The sequence below is a fragment of the Pseudoxanthomonas jiangsuensis genome, from assembly GCF_010093185.1.
GTDB classification, from domain to species: Bacteria; Pseudomonadota; Gammaproteobacteria; order Xanthomonadales; family Xanthomonadaceae; genus Pseudoxanthomonas; species Pseudoxanthomonas jiangsuensis.
Genome location: NZ_PDWL01000001.1, coordinates 113,039 through 133,028 on the forward strand (window position 1 = coordinate 113,039; position 19,990 = coordinate 133,028).

Annotated in this window: 22 protein-coding genes and 1 tRNA gene; 9 read left to right on the plus strand and 14 right to left on the minus strand. The window is 72.1% G+C overall.

The genetic code is table 11. From position 1 onward, the window contains the following. Positions 1–11 precede the first annotated feature (11 nt). Positions 12–521, plus strand: coding sequence for a MarR family winged helix-turn-helix transcriptional regulator (locus CSC62_RS00510; protein WP_162404203.1), 510 nt, complete (start codon positions 12–14; stop codon positions 519–521). Positions 522–607: 86 nt separating this feature from the next. On the opposite strand, the gene CSC62_RS00515 is transcribed toward CSC62_RS00510, so the two are convergent. From CSC62_RS00515 to CSC62_RS00525, 3 genes are all read right to left on the minus strand, one after another. Beyond that, positions 608–1,204, minus strand: a complete 597-nt coding sequence (locus CSC62_RS00515) for a hypothetical protein (RefSeq protein ID WP_425501972.1) — start codon at positions 1,202–1,204, stop codon at positions 608–610. Between the two features lie 26 nt (positions 1,205–1,230). After that, positions 1,231–2,781, minus strand: coding sequence for a peptide MFS transporter (locus CSC62_RS00520; RefSeq protein WP_162404205.1), 1,551 nt, complete (start codon positions 2,779–2,781; stop codon positions 1,231–1,233). 179 nt (positions 2,782–2,960) lie between these two features. Then, positions 2,961–3,824: a tryptophan 2,3-dioxygenase gene (locus CSC62_RS00525; RefSeq protein ID WP_162404206.1), complete on the minus strand. Its 864-nt coding sequence runs from the start codon at positions 3,822–3,824 to the stop codon at positions 2,961–2,963. Positions 3,825–4,053: 229 nt separating this feature from the next. On the opposite strand from CSC62_RS00525, the gene pdhA reads away from it, so the two are divergent. The 4 genes from pdhA (at position 4,054) to CSC62_RS00545 (ending at position 8,312) form a co-directional block, all read left to right on the plus strand. After that, positions 4,054–5,151 carry a pyruvate dehydrogenase (acetyl-transferring) E1 component subunit alpha gene (gene pdhA / locus CSC62_RS00530; RefSeq protein ID WP_162404207.1) on the plus strand — a complete coding sequence of 366 codons (1,098 nt, stop codon included), beginning with the start codon at positions 4,054–4,056 and terminating at the stop codon, positions 5,149–5,151. Between the two features lie 103 nt (positions 5,152–5,254). After that, a complete protein-coding gene (locus CSC62_RS00535; RefSeq protein ID WP_246194104.1) occupies positions 5,255–6,247 on the plus strand; it encodes an alpha-ketoacid dehydrogenase subunit beta in 993 nt (330 codons plus the stop codon). 84 nt (positions 6,248–6,331) lie between these two features. Continuing rightward, a complete protein-coding gene (locus CSC62_RS00540; protein ID WP_162404209.1) occupies positions 6,332–7,825 on the plus strand; it encodes a dihydrolipoamide acetyltransferase family protein in 1,494 nt (497 codons plus the stop codon). 103 nt (positions 7,826–7,928) lie between these two features. Beyond that, positions 7,929–8,312 carry a VOC family protein gene (locus tag CSC62_RS00545; RefSeq protein ID WP_162404210.1) on the plus strand — a complete coding sequence of 128 codons (384 nt, stop codon included), beginning with the start codon at positions 7,929–7,931 and terminating at the stop codon, positions 8,310–8,312. A gap of 51 nt (positions 8,313–8,363) precedes the next feature. Here the strand turns inward: CSC62_RS00545 and CSC62_RS00550 are convergent, their stop codons facing one another. The 3 genes from CSC62_RS00550 to CSC62_RS00560 form a co-directional block, all read right to left on the minus strand. Continuing rightward, positions 8,364–9,299, minus strand: a complete 936-nt coding sequence (locus CSC62_RS00550; RefSeq protein ID WP_162404377.1) for an MBL fold metallo-hydrolase — start codon at positions 9,297–9,299, stop codon at positions 8,364–8,366. Between the two features lie 685 nt (positions 9,300–9,984). Then, positions 9,985–10,305: a hypothetical protein gene (locus CSC62_RS00555; RefSeq protein ID WP_162404211.1), complete on the minus strand. Its 321-nt coding sequence runs from the start codon at positions 10,303–10,305 to the stop codon at positions 9,985–9,987. Positions 10,306–10,310: 5 nt separating this feature from the next. Beyond that, positions 10,311–11,681 carry a tryptophan--tRNA ligase gene (locus CSC62_RS00560; RefSeq protein ID WP_162404212.1) on the minus strand — a complete coding sequence of 457 codons (1,371 nt, stop codon included), beginning with the start codon at positions 11,679–11,681 and terminating at the stop codon, positions 10,311–10,313. Positions 11,682–11,809: 128 nt separating this feature from the next. Here CSC62_RS00560 and CSC62_RS00565 point away from each other — a divergent pair, with 128 nt between their 5' ends. Next, a complete protein-coding gene (locus CSC62_RS00565; RefSeq protein WP_162404213.1) occupies positions 11,810–12,670 on the plus strand; it encodes a hypothetical protein in 861 nt (286 codons plus the stop codon). A gap of 88 nt (positions 12,671–12,758) precedes the next feature. Here CSC62_RS00565 and CSC62_RS00570 read toward each other — a convergent pair whose 3' ends face one another. The 3 genes from CSC62_RS00570 to rocF form a co-directional block, all read right to left on the minus strand. Further along, positions 12,759–12,974 carry a CsbD family protein gene (locus CSC62_RS00570; RefSeq protein ID WP_162404214.1) on the minus strand — a complete coding sequence of 72 codons (216 nt, stop codon included), beginning with the start codon at positions 12,972–12,974 and terminating at the stop codon, positions 12,759–12,761. Positions 12,975–13,173: 199 nt separating this feature from the next. Then, positions 13,174–13,326, minus strand: a complete 153-nt coding sequence (locus CSC62_RS00575; RefSeq protein ID WP_162404215.1) for an entericidin A/B family lipoprotein — start codon at positions 13,324–13,326, stop codon at positions 13,174–13,176. A 112-nt stretch (positions 13,327–13,438) separates the two neighbouring features. Continuing rightward, positions 13,439–14,362 (minus strand): arginase, encoded by a 924-nt coding sequence (rocF, locus tag CSC62_RS00580; protein ID WP_162404216.1) that lies wholly within the window; start codon positions 14,360–14,362, stop codon positions 13,439–13,441. Between the two features lie 124 nt (positions 14,363–14,486). Between rocF and CSC62_RS00585 the strand changes: the two genes are divergently transcribed. Next, complete coding sequence (locus tag CSC62_RS00585; RefSeq protein ID WP_246194088.1) at positions 14,487–14,822, plus strand: hypothetical protein; 336 nt, start codon at positions 14,487–14,489, stop codon at positions 14,820–14,822. A gap of 23 nt (positions 14,823–14,845) precedes the next feature. On the opposite strand, the gene CSC62_RS00590 is transcribed toward CSC62_RS00585, so the two are convergent. From CSC62_RS00590 to birA, 4 genes are all read right to left on the minus strand, one after another. Continuing rightward, positions 14,846–14,921 (minus strand) — tRNA-Thr (locus CSC62_RS00590). A 21-nt stretch (positions 14,922–14,942) separates the two neighbouring features. After that, positions 14,943–15,605 carry an SPOR domain-containing protein gene (locus CSC62_RS00595; RefSeq protein WP_162404217.1) on the minus strand — a complete coding sequence of 221 codons (663 nt, stop codon included), beginning with the start codon at positions 15,603–15,605 and terminating at the stop codon, positions 14,943–14,945. Positions 15,606–15,634: 29 nt separating this feature from the next. Beyond that, the gene (locus CSC62_RS00600) at positions 15,635–16,381 is read right to left on the minus strand and encodes a type III pantothenate kinase (protein WP_162404218.1); all 747 of its coding nucleotides are present in this window, start codon (positions 16,379–16,381) and stop codon (positions 15,635–15,637) included. Then, on the minus strand, positions 16,378–17,352 hold the full coding sequence (birA, locus tag CSC62_RS00605) for a bifunctional biotin--[acetyl-CoA-carboxylase] ligase/biotin operon repressor BirA (protein WP_162404219.1): 975 nt from the start codon (positions 17,350–17,352) through the stop codon (positions 16,378–16,380). Before birA ends, CSC62_RS00600 begins: the two co-directional genes overlap by 4 nt. 145 nt (positions 17,353–17,497) lie before the next feature. Between birA and CSC62_RS00610 the strand changes: the two genes are divergently transcribed. Together CSC62_RS00610 and CSC62_RS00615 are read left to right on the plus strand one after the other, a co-directional pair. Beyond that, positions 17,498–17,797, plus strand: a complete 300-nt coding sequence (locus CSC62_RS00610; protein ID WP_162404220.1) for a hypothetical protein — start codon at positions 17,498–17,500, stop codon at positions 17,795–17,797. Then, positions 17,764–18,546: a M90 family metallopeptidase gene (locus CSC62_RS00615; RefSeq protein ID WP_162404379.1), complete on the plus strand. Its 783-nt coding sequence runs from the start codon at positions 17,764–17,766 to the stop codon at positions 18,544–18,546. The genes CSC62_RS00610 and CSC62_RS00615 overlap by 34 nt, the downstream gene beginning before the upstream one ends. 6 nt (positions 18,547–18,552) lie before the next feature. Here CSC62_RS00615 and CSC62_RS00620 read toward each other — a convergent pair whose 3' ends face one another. Continuing rightward, complete coding sequence (locus CSC62_RS00620) at positions 18,553–19,887, minus strand: ATP-binding protein (protein ID WP_211368898.1); 1,335 nt, start codon at positions 19,885–19,887, stop codon at positions 18,553–18,555. Between the last annotated feature and the right edge of the window lie 103 nt (positions 19,888–19,990).

A 19,990-nucleotide genomic window follows, 5' to 3' on the forward strand; every position in this document is an offset into this window, starting at 1 on the left:
GCCCTGCCGCAATGAGCGTTTCTCCCAGCCATGAAGTGCCTGGTTCCGGTCCCGCCGCGGACGCCGGGCATGCCCAGCTCGACCTCGAACACTTCCTGCCCTACCGCCTGAGCGTGCTGTCCAACCGGGTCAGCCAGACCATCGCCGACATGTACCAGAAGCGTTTCGGCCTGGCGATCACCGAGTGGCGGGTGATGGCCGTGCTCGGCCGCTTCCCCGACCTGTCGGCCAACGAGGTCGCCGAGCGCACCGCGATGGACAAGGTCGCGGTCAGCCGCGCGGTCGCCAAGCTGCTAGAGCGTAGCCTGATCAAGCGCGAGATCCACAGCGACGACCGCCGCCGCTCGGTGCTGGCTTTGTCGGAAGTGGGCTACACCGTGTACGACGAGATCGCGCCGATGGCCCTGGCCGCCGAACAGCGGCTGATCGCCACCCTGGACGAACAGGAGCGCACGACCCTGGACCGGCTGATGCACAAGCTGGCCGGGCCGGGCCTGGCGGCCTTGCGCGACGGCGCCTGAAGCCGTTTCGCGGCCAGGGGTGGCCGCGAAGCGCGGGAAAAGACGGGGACCCGGCGATGCCGGGGAGTTCGGGGAAATCCTGGGGATCAGGGGGCCTGCGGCGTCGCCGGCGGCGCCCACTGTTCGAGGAAACCGCGGATGCGGCGCGTATCGGGCCTGCCATTGCGCATCAGGTCCGTGCCCGGCTGCGCATGCAGGACCTGGCCGTCGGCGTCGAGCACCAGCAGGTGCGGCGCCGGCGCGTCGGTGCCGCCCGGCAGGCTGGCCAGCACCGCGGCGTTGCCCGCCGCACTGCGGTCGATCTTGACCCAGACGAAGCCGGCGTCGCGCGGGCGGCGCAACGCGCCGTCGCCCTCGATCTTCTCGTCCAGCGCCGCGCACTCGCCGCAGCCGGCATCGCCCATTTCCAGGACGATGCGCTTGCCGCCGCGCTTGGCCTCGACCTTGGCCGTCTCCAGGTCGGCGGCGGCGTCGCGGTTGGGGTCGAAGGCCGCGCCCAGCGCGGCGATCGCGGCGATGTCGGCGGCGGCCGGGGTGTTGCCCGAGGCCACCGGGGCCTGGACGTCGGCCACCGGCGGCTTCTGCGGGGTGGTGTCCACCGGCTGCGGCGGGCCGGAGGCGGGCTCCGGTGCCTGGCCGCAGGCCGCCAGCCAAAGGCCGGCGAGCAGGGAAGCCATCGGGATCATGCCGCGCCGTCCGCCCGCCATCGTCACTTCACTCCGTGCATCAGCCGGTTCACCAGCGGCGCGACCACGAACAGCAGCACGCCCGAACCGACCAGCGCCCAGAAGCCGAAGGTGTAGCCGGCGTGGGCCGACTCCACGGTCATACCGCCCTCGCCGCTGACCCGCCCGGCGAAGATGCCCGCCAGGTTGTTGCCGATGGCGATCGACAGGAACCAGCAGCCCATGGCCATGCCGGCCAGCCGGCTCGGCGCCAGCTTGGTGGTCATCGACAGGCCGATCGGCGACAGGCAAAGCTCGCCCACCGACTGGATTACGTAGACCATGAACAGGGTCCAGAACGGGATCTTGCCGTTGCCGTCGACCATGCTCGACAGGGCCACCATCAGCAGCAGGAAGGCCAGGCCGTTGAAGATCAGGCCCAGGCCGAACTTGCGCGGGATGATCGGGTTGTTGCGGCCCATCTTCACCCACAGCCAGGCCAGCACCGGCGCCAGGGCGATGATCGCCACCGAGTTCACCGACTGGAACCAGGACACCGGGAAGTCGTTGGTGCCGGCCAGGGCCTGGAACATCCCCTCCATGCCGATGTCGCGGTTGACGATGCGGTCGGCCAGGAAGTTGAACGAGCTGCCGGCCTGCTCGAAGAACATCCAGAACAGGACGTTGAACACGAAGATCACCAGCATCGCGAACACCTTGTCGCGCGCGACGTGGCCCTCGACCATCCCTTCCCGCACCAGCATGATCGCCGGGATCACGAACAGCGCCATCAGGATCGCCTGCAGCAGGTTGGCGTCGATGGTCAGCAGCGCATAGAACAGCGGGATGCCGATCGCCGCGCCGGCCACCAGCACCAGGCCGACGTTGCGCATCCCCGCCTGGTGCGGCGCCGGCAGGCCGATGCCCTTGAGCTGCTGGCGGCCGAACCAGAACCAGACCAGGCTCAGGATCATGCCGATGCCGGCGGCGATGAACACCACCTTGTAGGCCGGCATGTCCTCGATGCCGAACACCTTCTTGGCCAGGAACTGGGTCACCAGCGGCGCCAGCAGCGCGCCGATGTTGATGCCCATGTAGAAGATGGTGAAGCCCGAATCGCGGCGGGCGTCGCCCTGGGCGTAGAGCTTGCCGACCATGGTCGAGATGATCGGCTTGAACAGGCCGTTGCCGACGATGATCGTGGCCAGGCCGAGCTTGAACAGCGGCTCGCTGGGCAGCGCCAGCAGGAACAGGCCCACCGACATGAACACCGCGCCGACCAGGATCGAGCGCTGGAAGCCGATCAGCTTGTCGGCCACGTAGCCGCCGAAGATCGCGCCGGCGTAGACCAGGGCCAGGTAGGCGCCGTACAGCTCGCTGGCCGGCTTCTCGCCGGCCGCATCGCCGCCGTGGAACTGGGCCACGATGTACAGCACCATCGCCCAGCGGATGCCGTAGAAGGCGAACCGCTCCCAGAACTCGGACATGAACAGCATCCACAAAGGCTTGGGATGGCCGAGGATCTGGGCGAATTCAGGGGGCGAAGGCGACTGCGGCGGGGCCGCGACCTTGGGCTCGACGACGTCGGCGCTCATGGAAATCCTTGGAATCTGAAGAGGTTTGCAGGGACGACCGGCCCCCGGAGTGGGCCGAGAATCACCGACGACGGCGCCGGGCGTCAATGCGAGCGGGCCACGGCCGGACCGCCCTGGACCCGGATTTCCCCTGCCGGATCAGTGAGTTGCCTTCGAAACCGGATGCGACGACCGCCGCCCTACCCCGGCCCGATGCTGGTCCGCACCTCGAACAGCTCCGGGAAGAAGGTCAGCTCCAGCGCCTCGCGCAGGAAGCCCACGCCGCTGGAACCGCCGGTGCCGCGCTTGAAGCCGATGATCCGCATCACCGTGCGCATGTGCCGGAAGCGCCAGGTCTGGAACTGGGTCTCCAGGTCCACCAGGTCCTCGCACAGCGAGTACTCGCGCCAGTAGCGGTCGGTGTCCTCGTAGATCCGCTCGAACACCGGCAGCAGGGCCGGGTCGGACACGTGCGGCGCGGTCCAGTCGCGGTCCGGCTCCAGGTACCGGTCCGGCACCGCATGGCCGAAGCGGGCCAGGTAGCGCAGGAATTCCTCGTACAGGCTGGGCAGCTCCAGTTCGCTGCGCAGCCCTTCCTGGCCCTGCGGGTCGTGGGCGAACACCCGGACCATGCCCGCGTTCTTGTTGCCCAGCAGGAACTCGATGGCGCGGTACTGCAGCGACTGGAAACCGGAGGACGGCCCGAGCAGGTGGCGGAAGCCCATGTACTCGGACGGGGTCAGGGTTTCCAGCACCGACCACTGCTCGGTCAGCTGGCGCAGCACCTGCTTGCTCCGCGCCAGTACCTTGCGGCACTGCCACACCTGGTCGGCGCGCAGGAAACCGCGCGCGGCCTGCAGCTCGTGCATCAGCAGCTTCAGCCACAGCTCCGAGACCTGGTGCTGGACGATGAACAGCATCTCGTCGTGGTGCGGCGGATCCGACAAAGGCTGCTGGGCCGAGAGCAGCCGGTCCAGGTGCAGGTAGCCGGCATAGGTCATGCGGCCCTGCAGGTCGGTGTGGATGCCCGGTTCGAGCGGACGCTGGTTCTTGTCGAGGGTCATCGGCGTGGTCGCGGGCGCAGCGTGGGGCGTGCGCGGGCCGGCAAGGGTAACGCAGGCGCCCATCGCGGGCCGGATGCCCACCGCTGTCATCGTCCCGGGGAACTGTCCGCCCGCGCGGCAAGTCCATGGATTGCAAGCCTTGTTGCGCTGCACGGCGGGTTTTAACGGTCCACTCCGTACCATGTGCAACTTTCCCGCTTGCGTTACACAGCGCATGGTGAATACCACGATGACCCTCGCTGCCAGCTTCCAGATCGAGTACCTGCAGTACCTCGGCGCCGACGGCGTCGCGGTCCGCGAGTTCCCGCCGCACCTGCGCGACCCGGCCGCCTTGCTGCCGCTGTTCAAGCGCATGCTGTTCATGCGCAGCTTCGACGCCAAGGCCGTGGCCCTGCAGCGCACCGGCAAGCTCGGCACCTATCCGTCCGCGCTCGGGCATGAGGCCGCCCAGGTCGGGATCGGCGCGGCGATGCGCAGCGGCGACGTGTTCGCGCCCAGCTACCGCGAGATCGGCACCATGTTCGAGCGCGGCGTGCGCCCGCGCGACGTGCTGCTGTACTGGGGCGGCGACGAGCGCGGCAACGACTACCTGCGCGACAGCGATGCGGCGATCGACTTCCCGATCTGCGTGCCGATCTCGACCCAGTGCCTGCACGCGGCCGGCTCGGCGCTGTCGTTCAAGCTGCGCGGCCTGCCGCAGGTCGCGGTGGCTACCTGCGGCGACGGCGGCACCTCCAAGAGCGACTTCTACGCCGCGCTCAATTCCGCCGGCGCCTACACCCTGCCGCTGGTGCTGGCCGTGATCAACAACGGCTGGGCGATCTCGGTGCCGCGCGAGGCCCAGACCGGCGCGGCGACCCTGGCGCAGAAGGGTATTGCGGGTGGCCTGTACTGCCTGCAGGTGGACGGCAACGACCTGGTCGCGGTGCTGGAGGCGATGCGCATCGCCACCGACCGCGCCCGCAGCGGCGAGGGCGGCAGCGTGATCGAGTTCATGACCTACCGCCTGTCCGACCACACCACCGCCGACGACGCCCGCCGCTACCGCGACGAGGCGCAGGTCAAGGACGCCTGGCAGCGCGAGCCGGTTGCGCGCCTGCGCACCTGGCTGACCGCGCAGGGCGCCTGGAGCGAGGCCGAGGAAGCGGCGTGGAAGGCCGAATGCGAGCGCACGATCGCCGCCGAGGTCGACGCCTACCTGGCCACCCCGGTGCAGCCGGTGGAAGCGATGTTCGACCACCTCTATGCCGATCCGCCGCCGGAGCTGCTGGCCCAGCGCGCGGCCGCCATCGCCCTGGACGCGCAGGCGGAGGCCCGCCATGGATGACATCCGCAACGCCCGGCCCGAGGGCGCCCATGCCGGCGCCGCCGCGACCGACCACGGCGGCGATGCCGCCCCGGCCCATGCCACCCGCGGCGGAGGACAGCCGATGACCCCGACCGCCACTCCGATCACCCTGATCGAGGCCATCACCCAGGCCCTGGCCTGGGAACTGGAACACGATCCCTCGGTGCTGGTACTGGGCGAGGACGTGGGCGTGAACGGCGGCGTGTTCCGCGCCACCGCCGGCCTGCAGCGCAGGTTTGGCCCGCAAAGGGTGCTCGACACCCCGCTGGACGAGACCACCATCGCCGGCCTGTCGGTCGGCCTGGCCGCGCAGGGGATGAAGCCGGTGGCCGAGGCCCAGTTCGACGGCTTCGTCTACCCGATGCTCGACCACCTCATCTGCCACGCCGCGCGCCTGCGCAACCGCACCCGTGGCCGCCTGCACTGCCCGATGGTCCTGCGCGTGCCCTGGGGCGGCGGCATCCGCGCCCCCGAGCACCACAGCGAGGCCAACGAGGCGATGTTCACCAACGTGCCCGGCCTGCGGGTGGTGATGCCGTCCTCGCCGCAGCGCGCCTACGGACTTTTGCTGGCCGCGATCCGCGATGCCGACCCGGTGATCTACCTGGAGCCCAAGCGGATCTACCGCCAGTACAAGGAGCAGGTCGCCGACGACGGCGAGGCCCTGCCGCTGGACGTGTGCTTCGTCCTGCGCGACGGCACCGACGTGACCCTGGTGGCCTGGGGCGCGCAGGTGAAGGAAGCGCTGGAGGCGGCCGACGCCCTGGCCGCCGAAGGCATCAGCGCCGAGGTAATCGACGTGGCCACCCTGCGCCCGCTGGACTTCGGCACCATCGCCGAGTCGGTCTCGCGCACCGGCCGCTGCGTGATCGTGCAGGAGGCCCCGCGCAGCGCCGGCTTCGGCGCCGAGATCGCCGCCCGCCTGGCCGAGCATTCGATGTACGACCTGCTCGCCCCGGTGGAGCGCGTGACCGGCTGGGACACCCACATCCCGCTGTTCCGGCTGGAGATGAAGTACCTGCCCAGCGTGGAGCGGATCGTGGCCGCGGCCCGGCGCGCGCTGGCGCACGGCTGAGCCGCGCGCCGTACACCCGCCACCGCCTACCCTCTTCCCGGCGCGGCCCGGCCGCGCCTGCAACGACCTGCCAGGGACATCCGCATGAGCGAACACAAGACCTTCCACCTGCCCGACCTGGGCGAAGGCCTGCCGGACGCGACCATCGTCGAGTGGTTCGTCAAGGAAGGCGACAGCATCCGCCTGGACGAGCCGCTGGTGTCGATGGAGACCGCCAAGGCCGTGGTCGAGGTGCCCTCGCCGGTCTCGGGCAAGGTGCTGAAGCTGGCCGGCGACGCCGGCGCGGTGATCGCCACCGGCGCGATGCTGGCGCAGTTCGAACTGGACGCCTCGCAGCCGCAGCGCGCCGAAGGCCAGGACACCGGCCACCGCCACGGTGGTGGCCATGCGGCGGGCGCACCGGCGTCCGCAGCGCCGTCCGCGGCCTTGGCCGCGGACGAGGGCGAACGCGACGACGCCGGCACCGTGGTCGGCGCGATGCAGAGCTCCAACGCCGTGCGCCACGAACAGGCGATCTCCGTCGGCGGAGTGAAGGCGATGCCCGCCGTGCGCGCACTGGCGAAGAAGCTGGGCGTGGACCTGGCGCGCGTGCGCGCGACCGGCGCCGACGGCACCGTCACCCTGGCCGATGTGAAGCAGGCCGCCGCCTCGCCTTCGGCCCTGCTCCCCTCTCCCACGGGGAGAGGGGTCGGGGGAGAGGGTCCGACGGAGGCAATCCTGGGACCGGTTGCTTCGCCGGCTACCACACCCTCTCCCCAACCCCCGCTCCGCGCCCCGGCCCTCGCGCCAGCGCGAGGGCGCTCCGTGGACTGCGAACCAGTGGTTCGCGAGCAGTCCCCTTCGCCCCACGGGGAGAGGGGCTTTGACTCGCGCACCCCGCTGTCTGCCGCCGGCAAGCCGATGCGCACCCGTCCGCCGGGCGCCGGCGACGCCGCCGCCAGCGGCCAGCCCGAGCAGCTCAAGGGCGTGCGCCGGAACATGGCCCGGGTGATGGCCGATGCCCACAGCAAGGTCGTGCCCACCACCCTGGTCGACGATGCCGACCTGCATGCCTGGATCGGCCGCCAGGACATCACCGCGCGCCTGGTCCGCGCGATCGTCGCCGCCGCGCGCGCGGTGCCGGCGCTCAACGCCTGGTTCGACGGCGAGGCGCTGGCCGTCACCCGCCATCCGCACGTGGACATCGGCATCGCCGTGGATACCGACGACGGCCTGTTCGTGCCGGCCCTGCGCAACGCCGACATGCTCGACGCCGCCGGCATCCGCGCCGGGATCGAGCGCCTGCGCGCGCAGGTGGCCGACCGCAGCATCGCCGCCGGCGAGCTGTCCGGCTACACCATCTCCCTGTCCAACTTCGGCATGTTCGCCGGCCGCTACGCCACGCCGGTGGTGGTGCCGCCGTGCGTGGCGATAGTGGGAGCCGGCCGCCTGAGCCACGACGTGGTCGCGGTGATGGGCGGGATCGAGGTGCACCGCCGGCTGCCGATCTCGCTGACCTTCGACCACCGCGCCGCCACCGGCGGCGAGGCCGCGCGCTTCCTGCGCGCCCTGCTGGACGACCTGGCGCTGCCGCACTGATGGCCGCGCCGCGGTGGACCATGGCCCAGCGAGCGGCCTTGCGTTCGCACGCCGTGCGACCACGGCGCGTATCGTCGGTGCCTTCCCCCCAAGGAGCGCCGCCATGCCGCACCACAGCCGCCTCAGCACCCTGGTCCTGGACTGCAGGGTCGACGACCTGCGCGAGGGCGCCGAATTCTGGAGCAAAGCCCTGGGCAAGCCGGTCGCCAGCCTCGACCAGGACGGCGACGGCAGGTACGCCGAACTGGAAACCGCGGCCGACGAGCCGGTGATCCTCTTGCAGAAGGTCGGGCACGACTCGCGCGTGCACCTGGACATCGAGACCGACGACATCGAGGCCGAGGCGGCGCGGCTGGAAGCGCTGGGCGCCAGGAAGATCGCCTTCGTCAAGCGCTGGTGGGTGATGGAGGCGCCGACCGGGCACCGCTTCTGCGTGGTCCGCCAGCAGCGCGAGCCGTTCGGCCCGCACCTCAACCGCTGGGAATGAGCCGCCGGGATTTCCCCGCCCGCTGACGATCCGGGCCGCACGCCGTCGCGGTCACGGCCGGCCGGTGCCGCGCGCCCGGTCCAGCCAGACCTCCAGGCCCTGGGCATTGAGTTCGATGTCCATCTCCAGCAGCCGCAGCACCGCCGCGTCGTCCAGCGGGCAGGCGTGCGCCTGGGCCCGCTCCAGGTAGTAGCCCGACAAGGCGGCGACCAGCGCCCGGTGCCGGTCCGGGCCACCGTCGCAGGCCTGGGCCAGCGAGACCATCGCATCGATCTGCTCGTGCAGTTCGCCCGCCAGCCGGTCCACGCCGGTGACCCGGCCGTAGTGGGTCAGGTACATCGCCTGCGGCGACTGCGCCAGCATCCGCGCGATCGAGGCCTGCATCGCTTCCGGCTCGAACTGCACCGGCGATGAGGTTGGCAGGATGAAGGCGCCGCGCCCGCTGACCAGTTCGCGGTAGGACAGGCCGAAGGTGTCGCCGGTAAACCAGCTGCGGCTGCGCGCGTCCCACACGCACAGATGGTGGCGCGCATGCCCCGGCGTGTCGATGCACAGCAAAGGCCGCCCCGCCAGGTCGACCACGTGGCCATCGGCGGCGACCACCACGCGTTCGGCAGGCACCGGCGAAAGTTCGCCGTAGTGCTCGGCGAACGCGGCCTCGCCATAGACCGCGGTGGCGCCGGCGACCAGCCGGGCCGGATCGATCATGTGCGGCGCCGCGCGCGGATGCGCGACCAGGCGCGCGTTGGGCAACTGGCCGATCAGGGTGCCGGCGCCACCGGCGTGGTCGAGGTGGGCGTGGGTCAGGATCAGCCAGTCCACGTCCGCCGGCTGCAGGCCGGCGCCCGCGAGCGCCTCCAGCAGCGCCGGCACACTGTGGTTGGTGCCGCAGTCGATGAAGGCCGCCCGCCCGCGCTCGACCACCAGGTAGGCGGCGTCGAAGCGCGGCCGCACGTAGCCGGTGTCGATGGTGTGGATGCCATGCATCGGCGCACCCTCGCCGCCGCCGTCCGGCTCCCGCCGCGGGTGTTCGTGGGAATGGCGACCGTCCATGCGTCCTGGCTCCGGAAAGGCAGCTGGGAACATCCTAGTCAGGCGTTCGCGTGGCAGCGATCCGGCTTTGGTCGTAGAGCCGTGCGATCAATGGCAGCGCGGGTAACGACGGAGCCGGAGCAGCCCGTGCCCGGGGAATGGCGCGAAAGCGCTGGCTTCGGGCGGGGCCGCCGTGCCTTGGGTATTCGGAGCACCGCTTCGGGTGCTTCCGCTCTTCAGGGCTCTACCGTCGTCCCGGCGAACGCCGGGACCCAGCGTCTTTGCTCCCCTTGCTTGTAGGAGCCGGTCTTGCCGGCGACCGCCATGGCGGATACGTCTGCGTGAAACCGGGTGCCAGCGATCCATCCACCTCCACGGTCGCCGGCAAGACCGGCTCCTACAGGTGAAGCAAAACCGGCATCCGAAGGCACGATTCCTAACGCGCGAGCGTCCGCCGTCGCATGGGGGATGGACCAAGTGGCACAGGGATGTGCCACGGCCCTGAGTAAAGACAGGATGTCGTCCCGAAGGGTGGTCCATCCCCCATGTGACGGCGGACCCCCTCCGGAGCCGGCGCAACCCCAGCGCTTCTGCGGTTGCCGTTCGATGGCCACTCGCCCGTGCGCACGCGCGCACCGCCTCATCCCACCCGCTGTCTCCCCGACCAGTTCGGCAGCAGGCGCATGCGCAGCGGGATCGCCAGCGACAGCACCGCCAGGAAGGCGCCGTAGGCGTACAGCACCGCCAGCACCTGGCGCCAGATCGGACCGGCATGCGTGTCCGCCAGGCCGATGCGGTAGCCCCAGTGCATGCTGGCCACGCTCAGCAGCAAAGACAGCACCAGCACCGTCGCGTCGAACAGCCGCCGCGCCGCCGGCCGCGGCTGCCGCGGGAACAGCCAGTACAGTCCGCCGAGCACCGCGAACCAGGGCAGGAACAGCAGCAGGGACAGCCAGGCCACGGCGCTCAGTCCTGCGCCGCTTCGGCATCGGCCAATGCCCGCAGGGCGGCCAGCAGCTCGTCCACTCCGGCCAAGTCCTCGCCGAGCACGCCGATACGTTCGCCCAGCAGGCCGACCGCGCGCTGCTCCAGCTCGTGCAGCGCGTCCAGCCCCTCGCGCCTGAGCCGGGCGATCACCTGTCCCGCTTCGCGCGGCGAGGCGTGGCCATCGCCCTGCAGCAGCAGGCGGCCGTCGCCGTCGACCAGCTTGAAGTGGAAGCGGCCGTCGGCCTCGCGGTACTGCTTGATCTGCGGCAGCTTCGCCGCGGCCCTGGCCTTGCCGCCGTCCTGCCGCAACGGGACCGAGAACGGCCCCAGCCCGACCGCGCGCTGCAATCCATCGAGCAGGGGCACGGTGACGTCGCGGGCCTTGCGCGCGCCTTCCAGCAGGATCTCCTCCAGCTGCGCCGGCCGGGCGATCAGCTGCGCGTACTGCTCGCGCATCGGCGCCACGGCCTCGTCCACCAGGGCGAACAGCCGCTGTTTGGCGTCGCCCCAGCCGATGCCCTCGGCGAAGGCGTGGCGCATCTCCTCGGCCTGGTGCACGGTGGCGAAGGCCTGGTACAGCTGGAACAGGGCCGAGCCCTCGGTCTCCTTCGGCTCGCCCGGCGCGCGCGAGTCGGTGACGATCGACATCACCAGCTTCTTCAGCTCGGCCGGTGGCGCGAACAGCGGGATGGTGTTGTCGTAGCTCTTGGACATCTTGCGCCCGTCCAGGCCGGGCAGAGTCGCCACGTTCTCGTCGATCTGCACTTCCGGCAGCACCAGCGGCTCGCCGCCCTGCCCGGTGGCCGCGCGCCAGGCGTCGCCGTAGAGGTGGTTGAAGCGCTGGCCGATGTCGCGCGCCATCTCGATGTGCTGGATCTGGTCGCGGCCCACCGGCACCTTGTGCGCGCCGAAGGCCAGGATGTCGGCGGCCATAAGTACCGGGTACATGTACAGGCCGGCGTTGACCCCCGCATCCGGGTCCTCGCCCGCGGCCGCGTTCTTGTCCACCGCGGCCTTGTAGGCGTGGGCGCGATTGAGCAGGCCCTTGGCCGCCACGCAGGTCAGCAGCCAGGTCAGCTGCGGGATCTCGACGATGTCCGACTGGCGGTAGAAGGTCACCTTCTCCGGGTCCAGGCCGCAGGCCAGCCAGGTCGCGGCGATCTCCAGGCGCGAGCGGGCCACCCGCGCCGGGTCGTCGGCCTTGATCAGGGCGTGGTAGTCGGCCAGGAAGAAGAAGCTCTCCACCCCGGGCGCGCGCGAGGCGGCGATCGCCGGGCGGATGGCGCCGGCGTAGTTGCCCAGGTGCGGGGTGCCGGTAGTGGTGATGCCGGTGAGGACGCGGACGGTCATGGCGATTGCGGCGGGAAAGACCGGCCGATTCTACCCCGCCGCCTGCGGCGGGCCTGCGTGCCGATGCCCGCAACCCCATCCGCCGCGCCCGTGCGTTGGTTCCGGCAACGCCCTCCCGGACCGCCGCCATGCAACCGCTCCGCCTCTCTTCCCGCGCCGTCCTGCTGCCGACCCTGCTCGTGCTGGCCTCCTTGCTGTGCCTGCCTGCGGCCCGTGCCGGCACCCTGCGCCGCCCTGCGCCCGCGGTCGAGCTGGACGTGGTCGACCGCCACAGCGGAACGGTGCTGCCGCAATACCGCCATGCCGGCCGCACCTGGCTGCCGGGCGAGCCCGGCCACGCCTACGCCCTGCGCCTGCGCAACACCCGTCCGCAACGGCTGCTGGTGGTGCTGTCGGTGGACGGGATCAACGCGATCGATGGCCGCACCGCCGACGTCCACCAGGCCGGCTACGTGCTCGAACCGTGGCAGACCCTGGAAGTGGCGGGCTGGCGCAAGTCGCTGGATGCGGTGGCGCAGTTCATGTTCGTCGATCCCGGCGCCAGCTACGCCGCGCGCACCGGCCGGCCGGACAACCTCGGCGTGATCGGGATCGCGGTGTTCGCCGAACGCGCGCCCCATGGCGGGATCGCGCGTGTCGCGACGTCCGGCGATGCACCCAGGGAACGTGCGGCGGCGCCCGCCCCGGTCAGCGCCCAGGCAGGCATGGAAGCCGAGGACGCGGTCAGGCCGGAGGCTGGCGGCTACTCGCAGCGCACGCTGCCCTCCACCCGCCTGGGCACCGGACATGGCTCGATCGAGCACGCGCCCGCCCTGCAGGCGCGCTTCCAGCGCGAGGCCGGTCCGTTGCAGGTGACCGAATTGCGCTACGAGAGCCGCCTGGGCTTGCTGGCCCGCGGCATCCGGCTCGATCACGGCCATCCGCTGGCGGATGCGCCGCGGGCCTTCCCCGGCGGCTTCGTCCCCGATCCGCCGGACTGGCGCGACTGACGCACGTCAGCTGTCCTGCATCAGCTCCGGGAAATGAGGAAGGCGGCAGAGAAACCTCCGCCGCCTTCCTTGGTGATGCAGGCGAGCATCAGTGGCGATAGCGCTCGTCCAGGCTACGCTCGAAGTCGCGCACTTCGGTTTCGGCGCGGTCCTTCTCCCAACCATAGCGCTCCTGCAGCTTGCCGGCCAGGTAGTTGGCGTTGCCCTCGGCGACGTCGAAATCGTCGTTGGTGAGGTCCCCCCACTTGGCCTGCATCTGGCCCTTCAGCTGCTTCCAGTTGCCGGCGATGATGTCGCGGTTCATGTGCTGCTCCTTCTGTCTGGTCGGAGGAAAGAAGCGGCGGGTCTTCCCGCCGCAGGTCCAGATTGCCGGAGCGCGTGTTGCGGGCGGGTCCAGCGGGCGTCAAGTCGAAGTTAGGCGGCCGGCGGCCCATCCCCATAAACGGACGGGGCCGGGAATGACCCGGCCCCGTCGGCTTCCGGCACTGGACCGGAGCGCAGGATCAGCACTTGCCGTCCTTGCAGTCCTGGGCCTTGTCCTCGATCTTCTCGCCGGCCTTCTGCACGTCCTTGCCGGCGCCGGCCATGGTGTTGCAGGCCGACAGCATGGACACGGAGAACAGGCTCAGCAGGGCCAGGGCGATGATGCGCTTCATGGTGAACTCCTCGTGACGGTTGGGCCGCACGCACCGGGTGCGGCGGTGGCGCCAATCTCGCCGCGCCTCCGTCGAACCGGCGTGAATCCGCCGCCGGCCGTGCCGCAACGGTTCAGTCGCGCATCAGCGTGGATTTGCCAAACAGGCTCTCCACCAGGTCCACCGCCAGCTGCGCGGTGCGGTTGCAATGGTCCAGCGCCGGATTGAGCTCGACGATGTCCAGCGAGCCCATCCGCCCGCAGTCGGCGATCATCTCCATCACCAGCTGCGCCTCGCGGTAGTTGGGGCCGCCGGGCACGGTGGTTCCCACGCCGGGGGCGATGCCCGGGTCGAGGAAGTCGACGTCGAAGCTCACGTGCAGGTGGGTGTCGGCGTCAACCCCGTCCAGGGCCTGCTCCATCACCCGCTTCATCCCGATCTCGTCGATGTAGCGCATGTCGTAGATGTCCAGGCCATGCTGCTTGACCAGGCGCTTCTCCTCCGGATCGACCGAGCGGATGCCGATCTGGCGGATCTGGTCCGGGCGCATCGCCGGCGCGTAGCCGCCCAGGTGTGTCAGCGCCTGCGGTCCCAGCCCGCACAGGCAGGCCACCGGCATGCCGTGGACATTGCCCGAAGGCGTGACCGCGCTGGTGTTGAAGTCCGAATGCGCGTCCAGCCACAGCACCCGCAGCTTGCGGCCGGTGTCGCGGCAATGGCGCGCCACCGCGGTGATCGAGCCGACCGCCAGGCAGTGGTCGCCGCCGAGCATCACCGGCATGCGCCCGTCGCGTAGTTCGCGCAGGCTGGCCAGCATCAGCGCGCGGTTCCATTCCACCACCTGGTCGAGGTGGCGGTAGCCGGCGTCTGGCGGCTGCCAGGGATTGGCCGGGCCGGCCAGGTTGCCGCAATCGCGCACCTCCACCCCGCGCGCGGCCAACGCGTCGCCGATGCCGGCGATGCGCAGGGCCTCCGGCCCCATCGACGCGCCGCGGTGGCCGGCGCCGATGTCGGTGGGGACGCCGATCAGGGAAACGGGTGGATAGCTGCGGGCCATGCGGTACTGCTCCAGCGAAGTGAGGCGGCAAGTCTAGCCAGCGCCCATGACCGGTACGCGCCGCATCGCAACAGGGGCCGGTTTTCCGACGCCGGTTTCACGGTCGCGCTGATATTCCTGGCGCATGGACGCACTGCCCGCCTCGACCCTCGCCTCGCCGACTCCGCTGCCGTCCGCCGCCGCGGCGGCCCTGGATATCTGTCCTGGCGAGGCGGCACCGCCGCCGTTCAACGTGCCACTGACCCTGCTGGCGCAGGCCGGCCCGTTCGGCGCGGTCGACCTGTTCCACGGTTTCCACGACGGCGAGACCTGGTACGCCTACGACCTGCCCGCCTCCGGCGCCGGCTGGCAGGTACTGGCGTGGCAGCGGGGGTTCGGGCCGTGCCCGCCGACCCTGCCGGCCGGCGTGCGCCTGGACATGCCGGCGATGCTGGTGCCGGTATGCCCCTCGCTGCCGTAACGGGCACGGGGACGCCGCAGGGATGGTGCCGCTTATCCGATTCGAACGGATGACCTACCGCTTACAAGGCGGTTGCTCTACCAGCTGAGCTAAAGCGGCGACGGCAAAGGCGCGGGAATTCTAGCGCAGCGCGCCCGCGGCGCCGGCCGCCGGCTGCGGCAGCTGGCATTCGCCGGTGCCGACGTCCGGCAGGCGCGCGCGCACCGCTTCGGCACGCGTGGTCTGCAGTTCCAGCCACCACTGCGAAGGTTCGGTCCGGCCCTGGGGGCGCAGTTGGACGGCGAAGCCGGCCGCGCGCAATGCCTGCAGCCGCTGCTCGGCGCCCTGCCGGCTGCGATAGGCGCCCAGGGCGATGGCGTTGGCCTCCGCGCCGGGCCCGAGCACCAGCAGATCCTGGAACCCGGCCGCGGCCAGGCGCGCGGCCGTGGCCTGGGCGGCGTCGCGATCGGCGGCGGGCGGCAGCAGCACCCGGTAGCCGGCGGCGGCTCCGGGGACTTCCTCGAGCGTGCCGGCGCGCAGCAGGCCCTCCAGCGCCGCCTGCGCGGCGACGGCGGCATCGCGGTCGGCGAAGGGGCCGGCGCGCAGGCACTGCACGGGACCTTCCGCGGCCACGGGCGCAGCGGGTGCGGTCGCCACCGGCCTGGCCCCCACCAGTTCCAGCGGTGCCCCGCCGGCCGTCGACGCCAGCACCTGGTAGGGCGGCGGCGGCGGACGCGAAAGCCACCACGCGGCCACGCCGAGGTTCAGGGCCAGCAGGACGACGATCAGGGCGCGTACGAGCATGGGCGGCGGCGTGGCGGGGTCGCCGGATTCTAGGGCCTGTCGTCGCCGTTCGCGTGCGCCCACAGCGCCAGGCCCTCGAGCACCAGCGCCGGATGCGGGCGCGCCTGCGGCAGCCAGGGCTGCAACGCCGGCGCACCGCCGCCGTGCAGCAGCAAGGCCGGAGTCCGGCCCAGGCGCGCGGCGGCCTCGCGCAGGGAACGCTCGATCAGCGCCACCGCCGCGCCGTCGCAGCCGGAGGCCAGCGCGTCTTCGGTGTCGTCGGCGAACTCGCGGTAGCGGCCGCCGCCGGCCGGCAGCTGCGCCGCGCGCTGGTACAGGGCCTGCCGCATCAGGGTCGGCGAGGCGGCGATGCGGCCGCCGTGGTGGACGCCGTCGGCGTCGAGCAGGTCGATGGTCAGGGCGGTGCCGACCCCGGCCACCAGGGCGTCGCCGCCGGCCGCGCGCGCCCCCAGCAGGGCCAGGAAGCGATCCACGCCCAGCTTCGCCGGTTCGGCGTAGGCCACCCGCACGCCGGCGCACTCGGCCCGGGTCTGCGCCACCTGCACCTGCTCGAAGCGTTGGCGCAGCAGGGTCAGCACCTGGGTGGTCAGGGCCGGCGCGGCGACGCTGGCCAGCCAGGCGCGGCGCCCGCGCGGCAGGGGGCCGTGGCTGGCATCGCCTGCGGCCAAAGCGTCGGCGCCGTGCGGCCAGGCCAGGACCTCGCCGATGCCGCCGCCCGGATGCCAGGGCGCGGCCTTGAAGCGGGAATTGCCCAGGTCGAACAGCCAGTCGCTCATCGCGTCCTCACGCTCACTTCGCCGGCATGGAAGATCCGTTCGCCGGCCGCGGTCGCCACCCGCAGCCCGCCATCGGCCGCCAGGCCGGCGGCGCGGCCCGAGGCGACCTCGTTGCCGGCTGAGGTGACCCGCACCTCGCGTCCGGCCAGCACGTCCAGCGCCGCGTAGCGCGGCAGGAACGGCGCCAGCCCGTCGCGGTCGAATGCGTCCAGCGCCGGAACCAGCGCCGCCAGCACCGCGGTGGCCACCGCGGTGCGCGCCGGCGGCGGGTCCGCGCCGGCCAGGGTCGCCAGGTCGGTCCAGGGCTGGTCGATGGCCGCGGCCGTGGTGGCCGGCAGGCGTACGTTGATGCCGATCCCGATCACAGCCTGCACCGGCCCGCCGTGCTCGCCGCCGCCCTCGACCAGGAGCCCGGCCAGCTTGCGGCCATCGGCGACCAGGTCGTTCGGCCATTTCAGCCCGGCCTGGGCGAATCCCAGCCCGCGCAGGGCTTCGGCCACCGCCACCCCGGCCACCAGGCTCAGCCCGCCCAGCCGGGCCAGGCCGCCGGCGAAACCCCGGCGCAGCGACAGGCACACCTGCGCCCCCAGCGGCGAGGCCCAGGCCCGGCCCAGGCGGCCGCGGCCGGCGGTCTGGCGCTCGGCCAGCAGCACCGCCACCCCGGTCGCGGGCGGCGGCCGGCGCAGCAGTTCGCTGTTGGTCGAGTCCAGGCTCCAGGCCACCTCCAGCGACGCCAGCGAGGCCGCCACCGCAGCCGGCAGGGCGGCGCGCAGGGCCTGGGCGTCCAGCAGGTCCGGCGTCCGCGCCAGCGCATAGCCACGGCCCGGGCGGGCCTCGATCTCGACCCCGGCCGCGCGCAACGCCCGGATCCGCTTCCAGCCCGCGGCGCGGGTGACCCCCGCCTCGCGCGCCAGCGCGTCGCCGGACAGGCCGCCGGCCCCCAGCCGCAGCAGCAGATCGCGATCGTCCATTGCACTCCTCGGGGCGGGGCGGCCGGTCCGGCGGCCCGCGGCAGGCGCCGATTATCGCCCGCCGCGGCGGACCCGGCCCAGCCACATGCCGGCGACCGCCGGCCGCGCTATAGTCGGCGCTCCGCTCCGGTCGATGGACCCGACGATGCGCCGCCTGGCCCTGGCCCCGCTCGTGCTGCTGCTCGCTGCCCCGGTGTGCCAGGCAGCCGACACCGAATCCGACGCCGCCCCGAAGAAGGGCGCCTGCGTCTACGTGCGCCCGGCCGCCACCGGCAACGCCTCCAGCGAAGGCGACGTCCCGCAGGCGCGCCCGGCTACCCCGCCGGTGGCGCGCAGCACCCCGCGGCCGGCCGCCAGCAGCGGCGGCGGCGATGCCGCCGACACCGTCCAGGTCCGTCCGCGCGGCCCTCGCTGGCACAGCTTCCTGCCGGGCATGTTCCGCTGATCGGTTCGCTCCTCCGCCGGCTGCGGCCGCGCCCACCCGCCATCGACGACGCCCTCTGGGACGCGGCCTGCGCGCGCCTGCCCTGGGTCGCCGCGCTCGATCCCGCCCGCCGCGAACGTCTGCGCCCGCTGGCCGCCCGCTTCCTGCACGAGAAGACCATCACCCCGCTGGACGGCCTGGAACTGGCCGCCGGCGAGAGCGTGCTGCTGGCCGCCCTGTGCTGCCTGCCCCTGCTGGAATTCGGCGGGAACGGCCTGCACGGCTGGTCGCAGCTGCTGGTCTATCCCGAAGCGTTCCGGGTGCGGCGCAGCCACGTCGACGCCGCCGGCGTGCTGCACGAATGGGACGACGAGCTGATCGGCGAAGCCTGGGACCACGGCCCGCTGATCCTGTCCTGGGCCGACGTCCAGGCCGACCTGGAAGAGCCCGACGCCGGCTACTGCGTGGCCGTGCACGAGATGGCGCACAAGCTCGACGTGCTCGACGGCGAACTGGACGGCACCCCTTTGCTGCCGGCGCGCTGGCAGCGCGAATGGGCGCGCGACTTCCAGCAGGCCTACGACGCGTTCTGCGCCGAGGTGGACGCCGGCCGCGAGACCGCGATCGACCCGTACGCGGCCGAGGCGCCGGAGGAGTTCTTCGCCGTGGCCAGCGAATACCACTTCACCGCGCCGGCCCTGCTGCGGGAACGGATGCCGGCGGTGGCCGCGCACCTGGCGCGGTTCTACGGGCCGTCGCCGCTGCTGTAGGGCCGCTCACAGCCCCGGCGGCAGGGTCACCTCGAACCGCGCCCCGCCCAGCTCCTGCGAACGCGTCACCTGCAGCTCGCCGCGGTAGTCGCGGACCAGGTCCTGCACGATCGACAGGCCGATCCCGTGGCCCTGCACCCGCTCGTCGCCGCGCACCCCGCGCTGCAGCACCTTGGCCACGTCCTCCGGCGCGATCCCCGGACCGTCGTCGTCCACCGCCAGCAGCAGGCCCGCCCGACGGTTGGGCGCCGCCGGTCCCGGGCTGGCGGTCAGCAGGACCCGCTTGCGCGCCCACTTGAAGGCGTTCTCCAGCAGGTTGCCCAGCAGTTCCTGCAGGTCGCCGGCCTCGCCGTAGAACTGCACTCCCGGCGCCACCTCGAACTCGCACAGCACCCCCTTGCCCGCGTACACCTTCTCCAGCCCGCGCACGATCTCCTCGGCGGTGGACTCGATCGGCACCGGCGCCGAGAACAGCTTGTGGCCGCCGGAGGCCGCCCGCGCCAGCTGGTAGGAGACCAGGTCGTTCATGCGCTTGAGCTGGATGTCCAGCTCCTCGCGCAGGACCGCCTCGCGCGGCCCCTCGCCGGCGCCGGCGTCCAGCTGCGTGCGCAGCACCGCCAGCGGCGTCTTCAGGCTGTGGGCCAAGTCGGCCAGGGTGTTGCGCTGGCGCTCCAGGTGCTCGCGCTCGGAATCGATCAGCGCGTTGATGCTCTCGGTCAGCGGCTCCAGTTCGCGCGGATGGCGTTCGCTCATCCGCTGCAGCTGGCCGCGCTGGACCCGCACCAGCTCGGCGATCACCCGCTGCAGGGGGCGCAGGCTCCACTGCAGGATCACCGCCTGCAGCAGCAGCAGGATCAGCCCGGCGCCGCCCAGGTAGATCCACAGCGCGCCGCGGAACACCCGCACCTGCGCCGCCAGGGTCTGGGCGTCCTCCATCACGTAGATGGTGTAGGGGAATTCAGCTTCCGGCTCGCGCTCGGCCCAGATCAGGCCGATGCCGTAGCGGTAGACCTCGCCCTCGCTGCCGTCGATCTGGGTGATCGCCAGCGGCCCCTCGAAGCGCTCCTCGCGCGCGGTCAGCATCCCGCTCACCTCGGGCAGCAACGGGCCCTCGGCCGAGAGCGAGGCCCAATGCCCGCTGGGCAGCACCACCTCGGCGTAGAGGCCGCTGCCGGGGCGGTGGAAGCGCGGGTCCGGGCCCAGCTCGGGGGTGTAGAGCGAACCGTCGCGGCCGAAGTCGATGCTGTCCGCGTACGCCATGGCGTAACTCTTCAGCCGCTGGCGCAGGTTGTTCTCGGCGGTCTCGGCGAACGCCCGGTCCAGGGCGAAGCCGGCCAGCATCAGGAACGCCAGCAGGCCCAGGCTGGCGGCGGTGAGCTGCCGCGCCTTGAGCGAACGCGACCGCCAAGGCCGGAACCGGGGACTGCCCTTCACCTGGCGGACG

Bases quoted from the DNA above. Each gene is read 5' to 3' on its own strand.
- CSC62_RS00550 (WP_162404377.1), bottom strand. From the start codon at position 9,299: ATGCATGGCATCCACACCATCGACACCGGCTACGTGCGGCCGCGCTTC.
- rocF (WP_162404216.1), bottom strand. From the start codon at position 14,362: ATGGCCCGCAGCTATCCACCCGTTTCCCTGATCGGCGTCCCCACCGAC.
- CSC62_RS00525 (WP_162404206.1), bottom strand. From the start codon at position 3,824: ATGACCCTCGACAAGAACCAGCGTCCGCTCGAACCGGGCATCCACACC.
- CSC62_RS00610 (WP_162404220.1), top strand. From the start codon at position 17,498: ATGCGCCGCCTGGCCCTGGCCCCGCTCGTGCTGCTGCTCGCTGCCCCG.
- CSC62_RS00545 (WP_162404210.1), top strand. From the start codon at position 7,929: ATGCCGCACCACAGCCGCCTCAGCACCCTGGTCCTGGACTGCAGGGTC.
- CSC62_RS00510 (WP_162404203.1), top strand. From the start codon at position 12: ATGAGCGTTTCTCCCAGCCATGAAGTGCCTGGTTCCGGTCCCGCCGCG.
- CSC62_RS00595 (WP_162404217.1), bottom strand. From the start codon at position 15,605: ATGCTCGTACGCGCCCTGATCGTCGTCCTGCTGGCCCTGAACCTCGGC.
- CSC62_RS00520 (WP_162404205.1), bottom strand. From the start codon at position 2,781: ATGAGCGCCGACGTCGTCGAGCCCAAGGTCGCGGCCCCGCCGCAGTCG.
- birA (WP_162404219.1), bottom strand. From the start codon at position 17,352: ATGGACGATCGCGATCTGCTGCTGCGGCTGGGGGCCGGCGGCCTGTCC.
- CSC62_RS00600 (WP_162404218.1), bottom strand. From the start codon at position 16,381: ATGAGCGACTGGCTGTTCGACCTGGGCAATTCCCGCTTCAAGGCCGCG.
- CSC62_RS00570 (WP_162404214.1), bottom strand. From the start codon at position 12,974: ATGAACCGCGACATCATCGCCGGCAACTGGAAGCAGCTGAAGGGCCAG.
- CSC62_RS00540 (WP_162404209.1), top strand. From the start codon at position 6,332: ATGAGCGAACACAAGACCTTCCACCTGCCCGACCTGGGCGAAGGCCTG.
- CSC62_RS00620 (WP_211368898.1), bottom strand. From the start codon at position 19,887: ATGCTGGCCGGCTTCGCCCTGGACCGGGCGTTCGCCGAGACCGCCGAG.
- CSC62_RS00560 (WP_162404212.1), bottom strand. From the start codon at position 11,681: ATGACCGTCCGCGTCCTCACCGGCATCACCACTACCGGCACCCCGCAC.
- CSC62_RS00575 (WP_162404215.1), bottom strand. From the start codon at position 13,326: ATGAAGCGCATCATCGCCCTGGCCCTGCTGAGCCTGTTCTCCGTGTCC.
- CSC62_RS00535 (WP_246194104.1), top strand. From the start codon at position 5,255: ATGACCCCGACCGCCACTCCGATCACCCTGATCGAGGCCATCACCCAG.
- CSC62_RS00585 (WP_246194088.1), top strand. From the start codon at position 14,487: ATGGACGCACTGCCCGCCTCGACCCTCGCCTCGCCGACTCCGCTGCCG.
- pdhA (WP_162404207.1), top strand. From the start codon at position 4,054: ATGACCCTCGCTGCCAGCTTCCAGATCGAGTACCTGCAGTACCTCGGC.
- CSC62_RS00565 (WP_162404213.1), top strand. From the start codon at position 11,810: ATGCAACCGCTCCGCCTCTCTTCCCGCGCCGTCCTGCTGCCGACCCTG.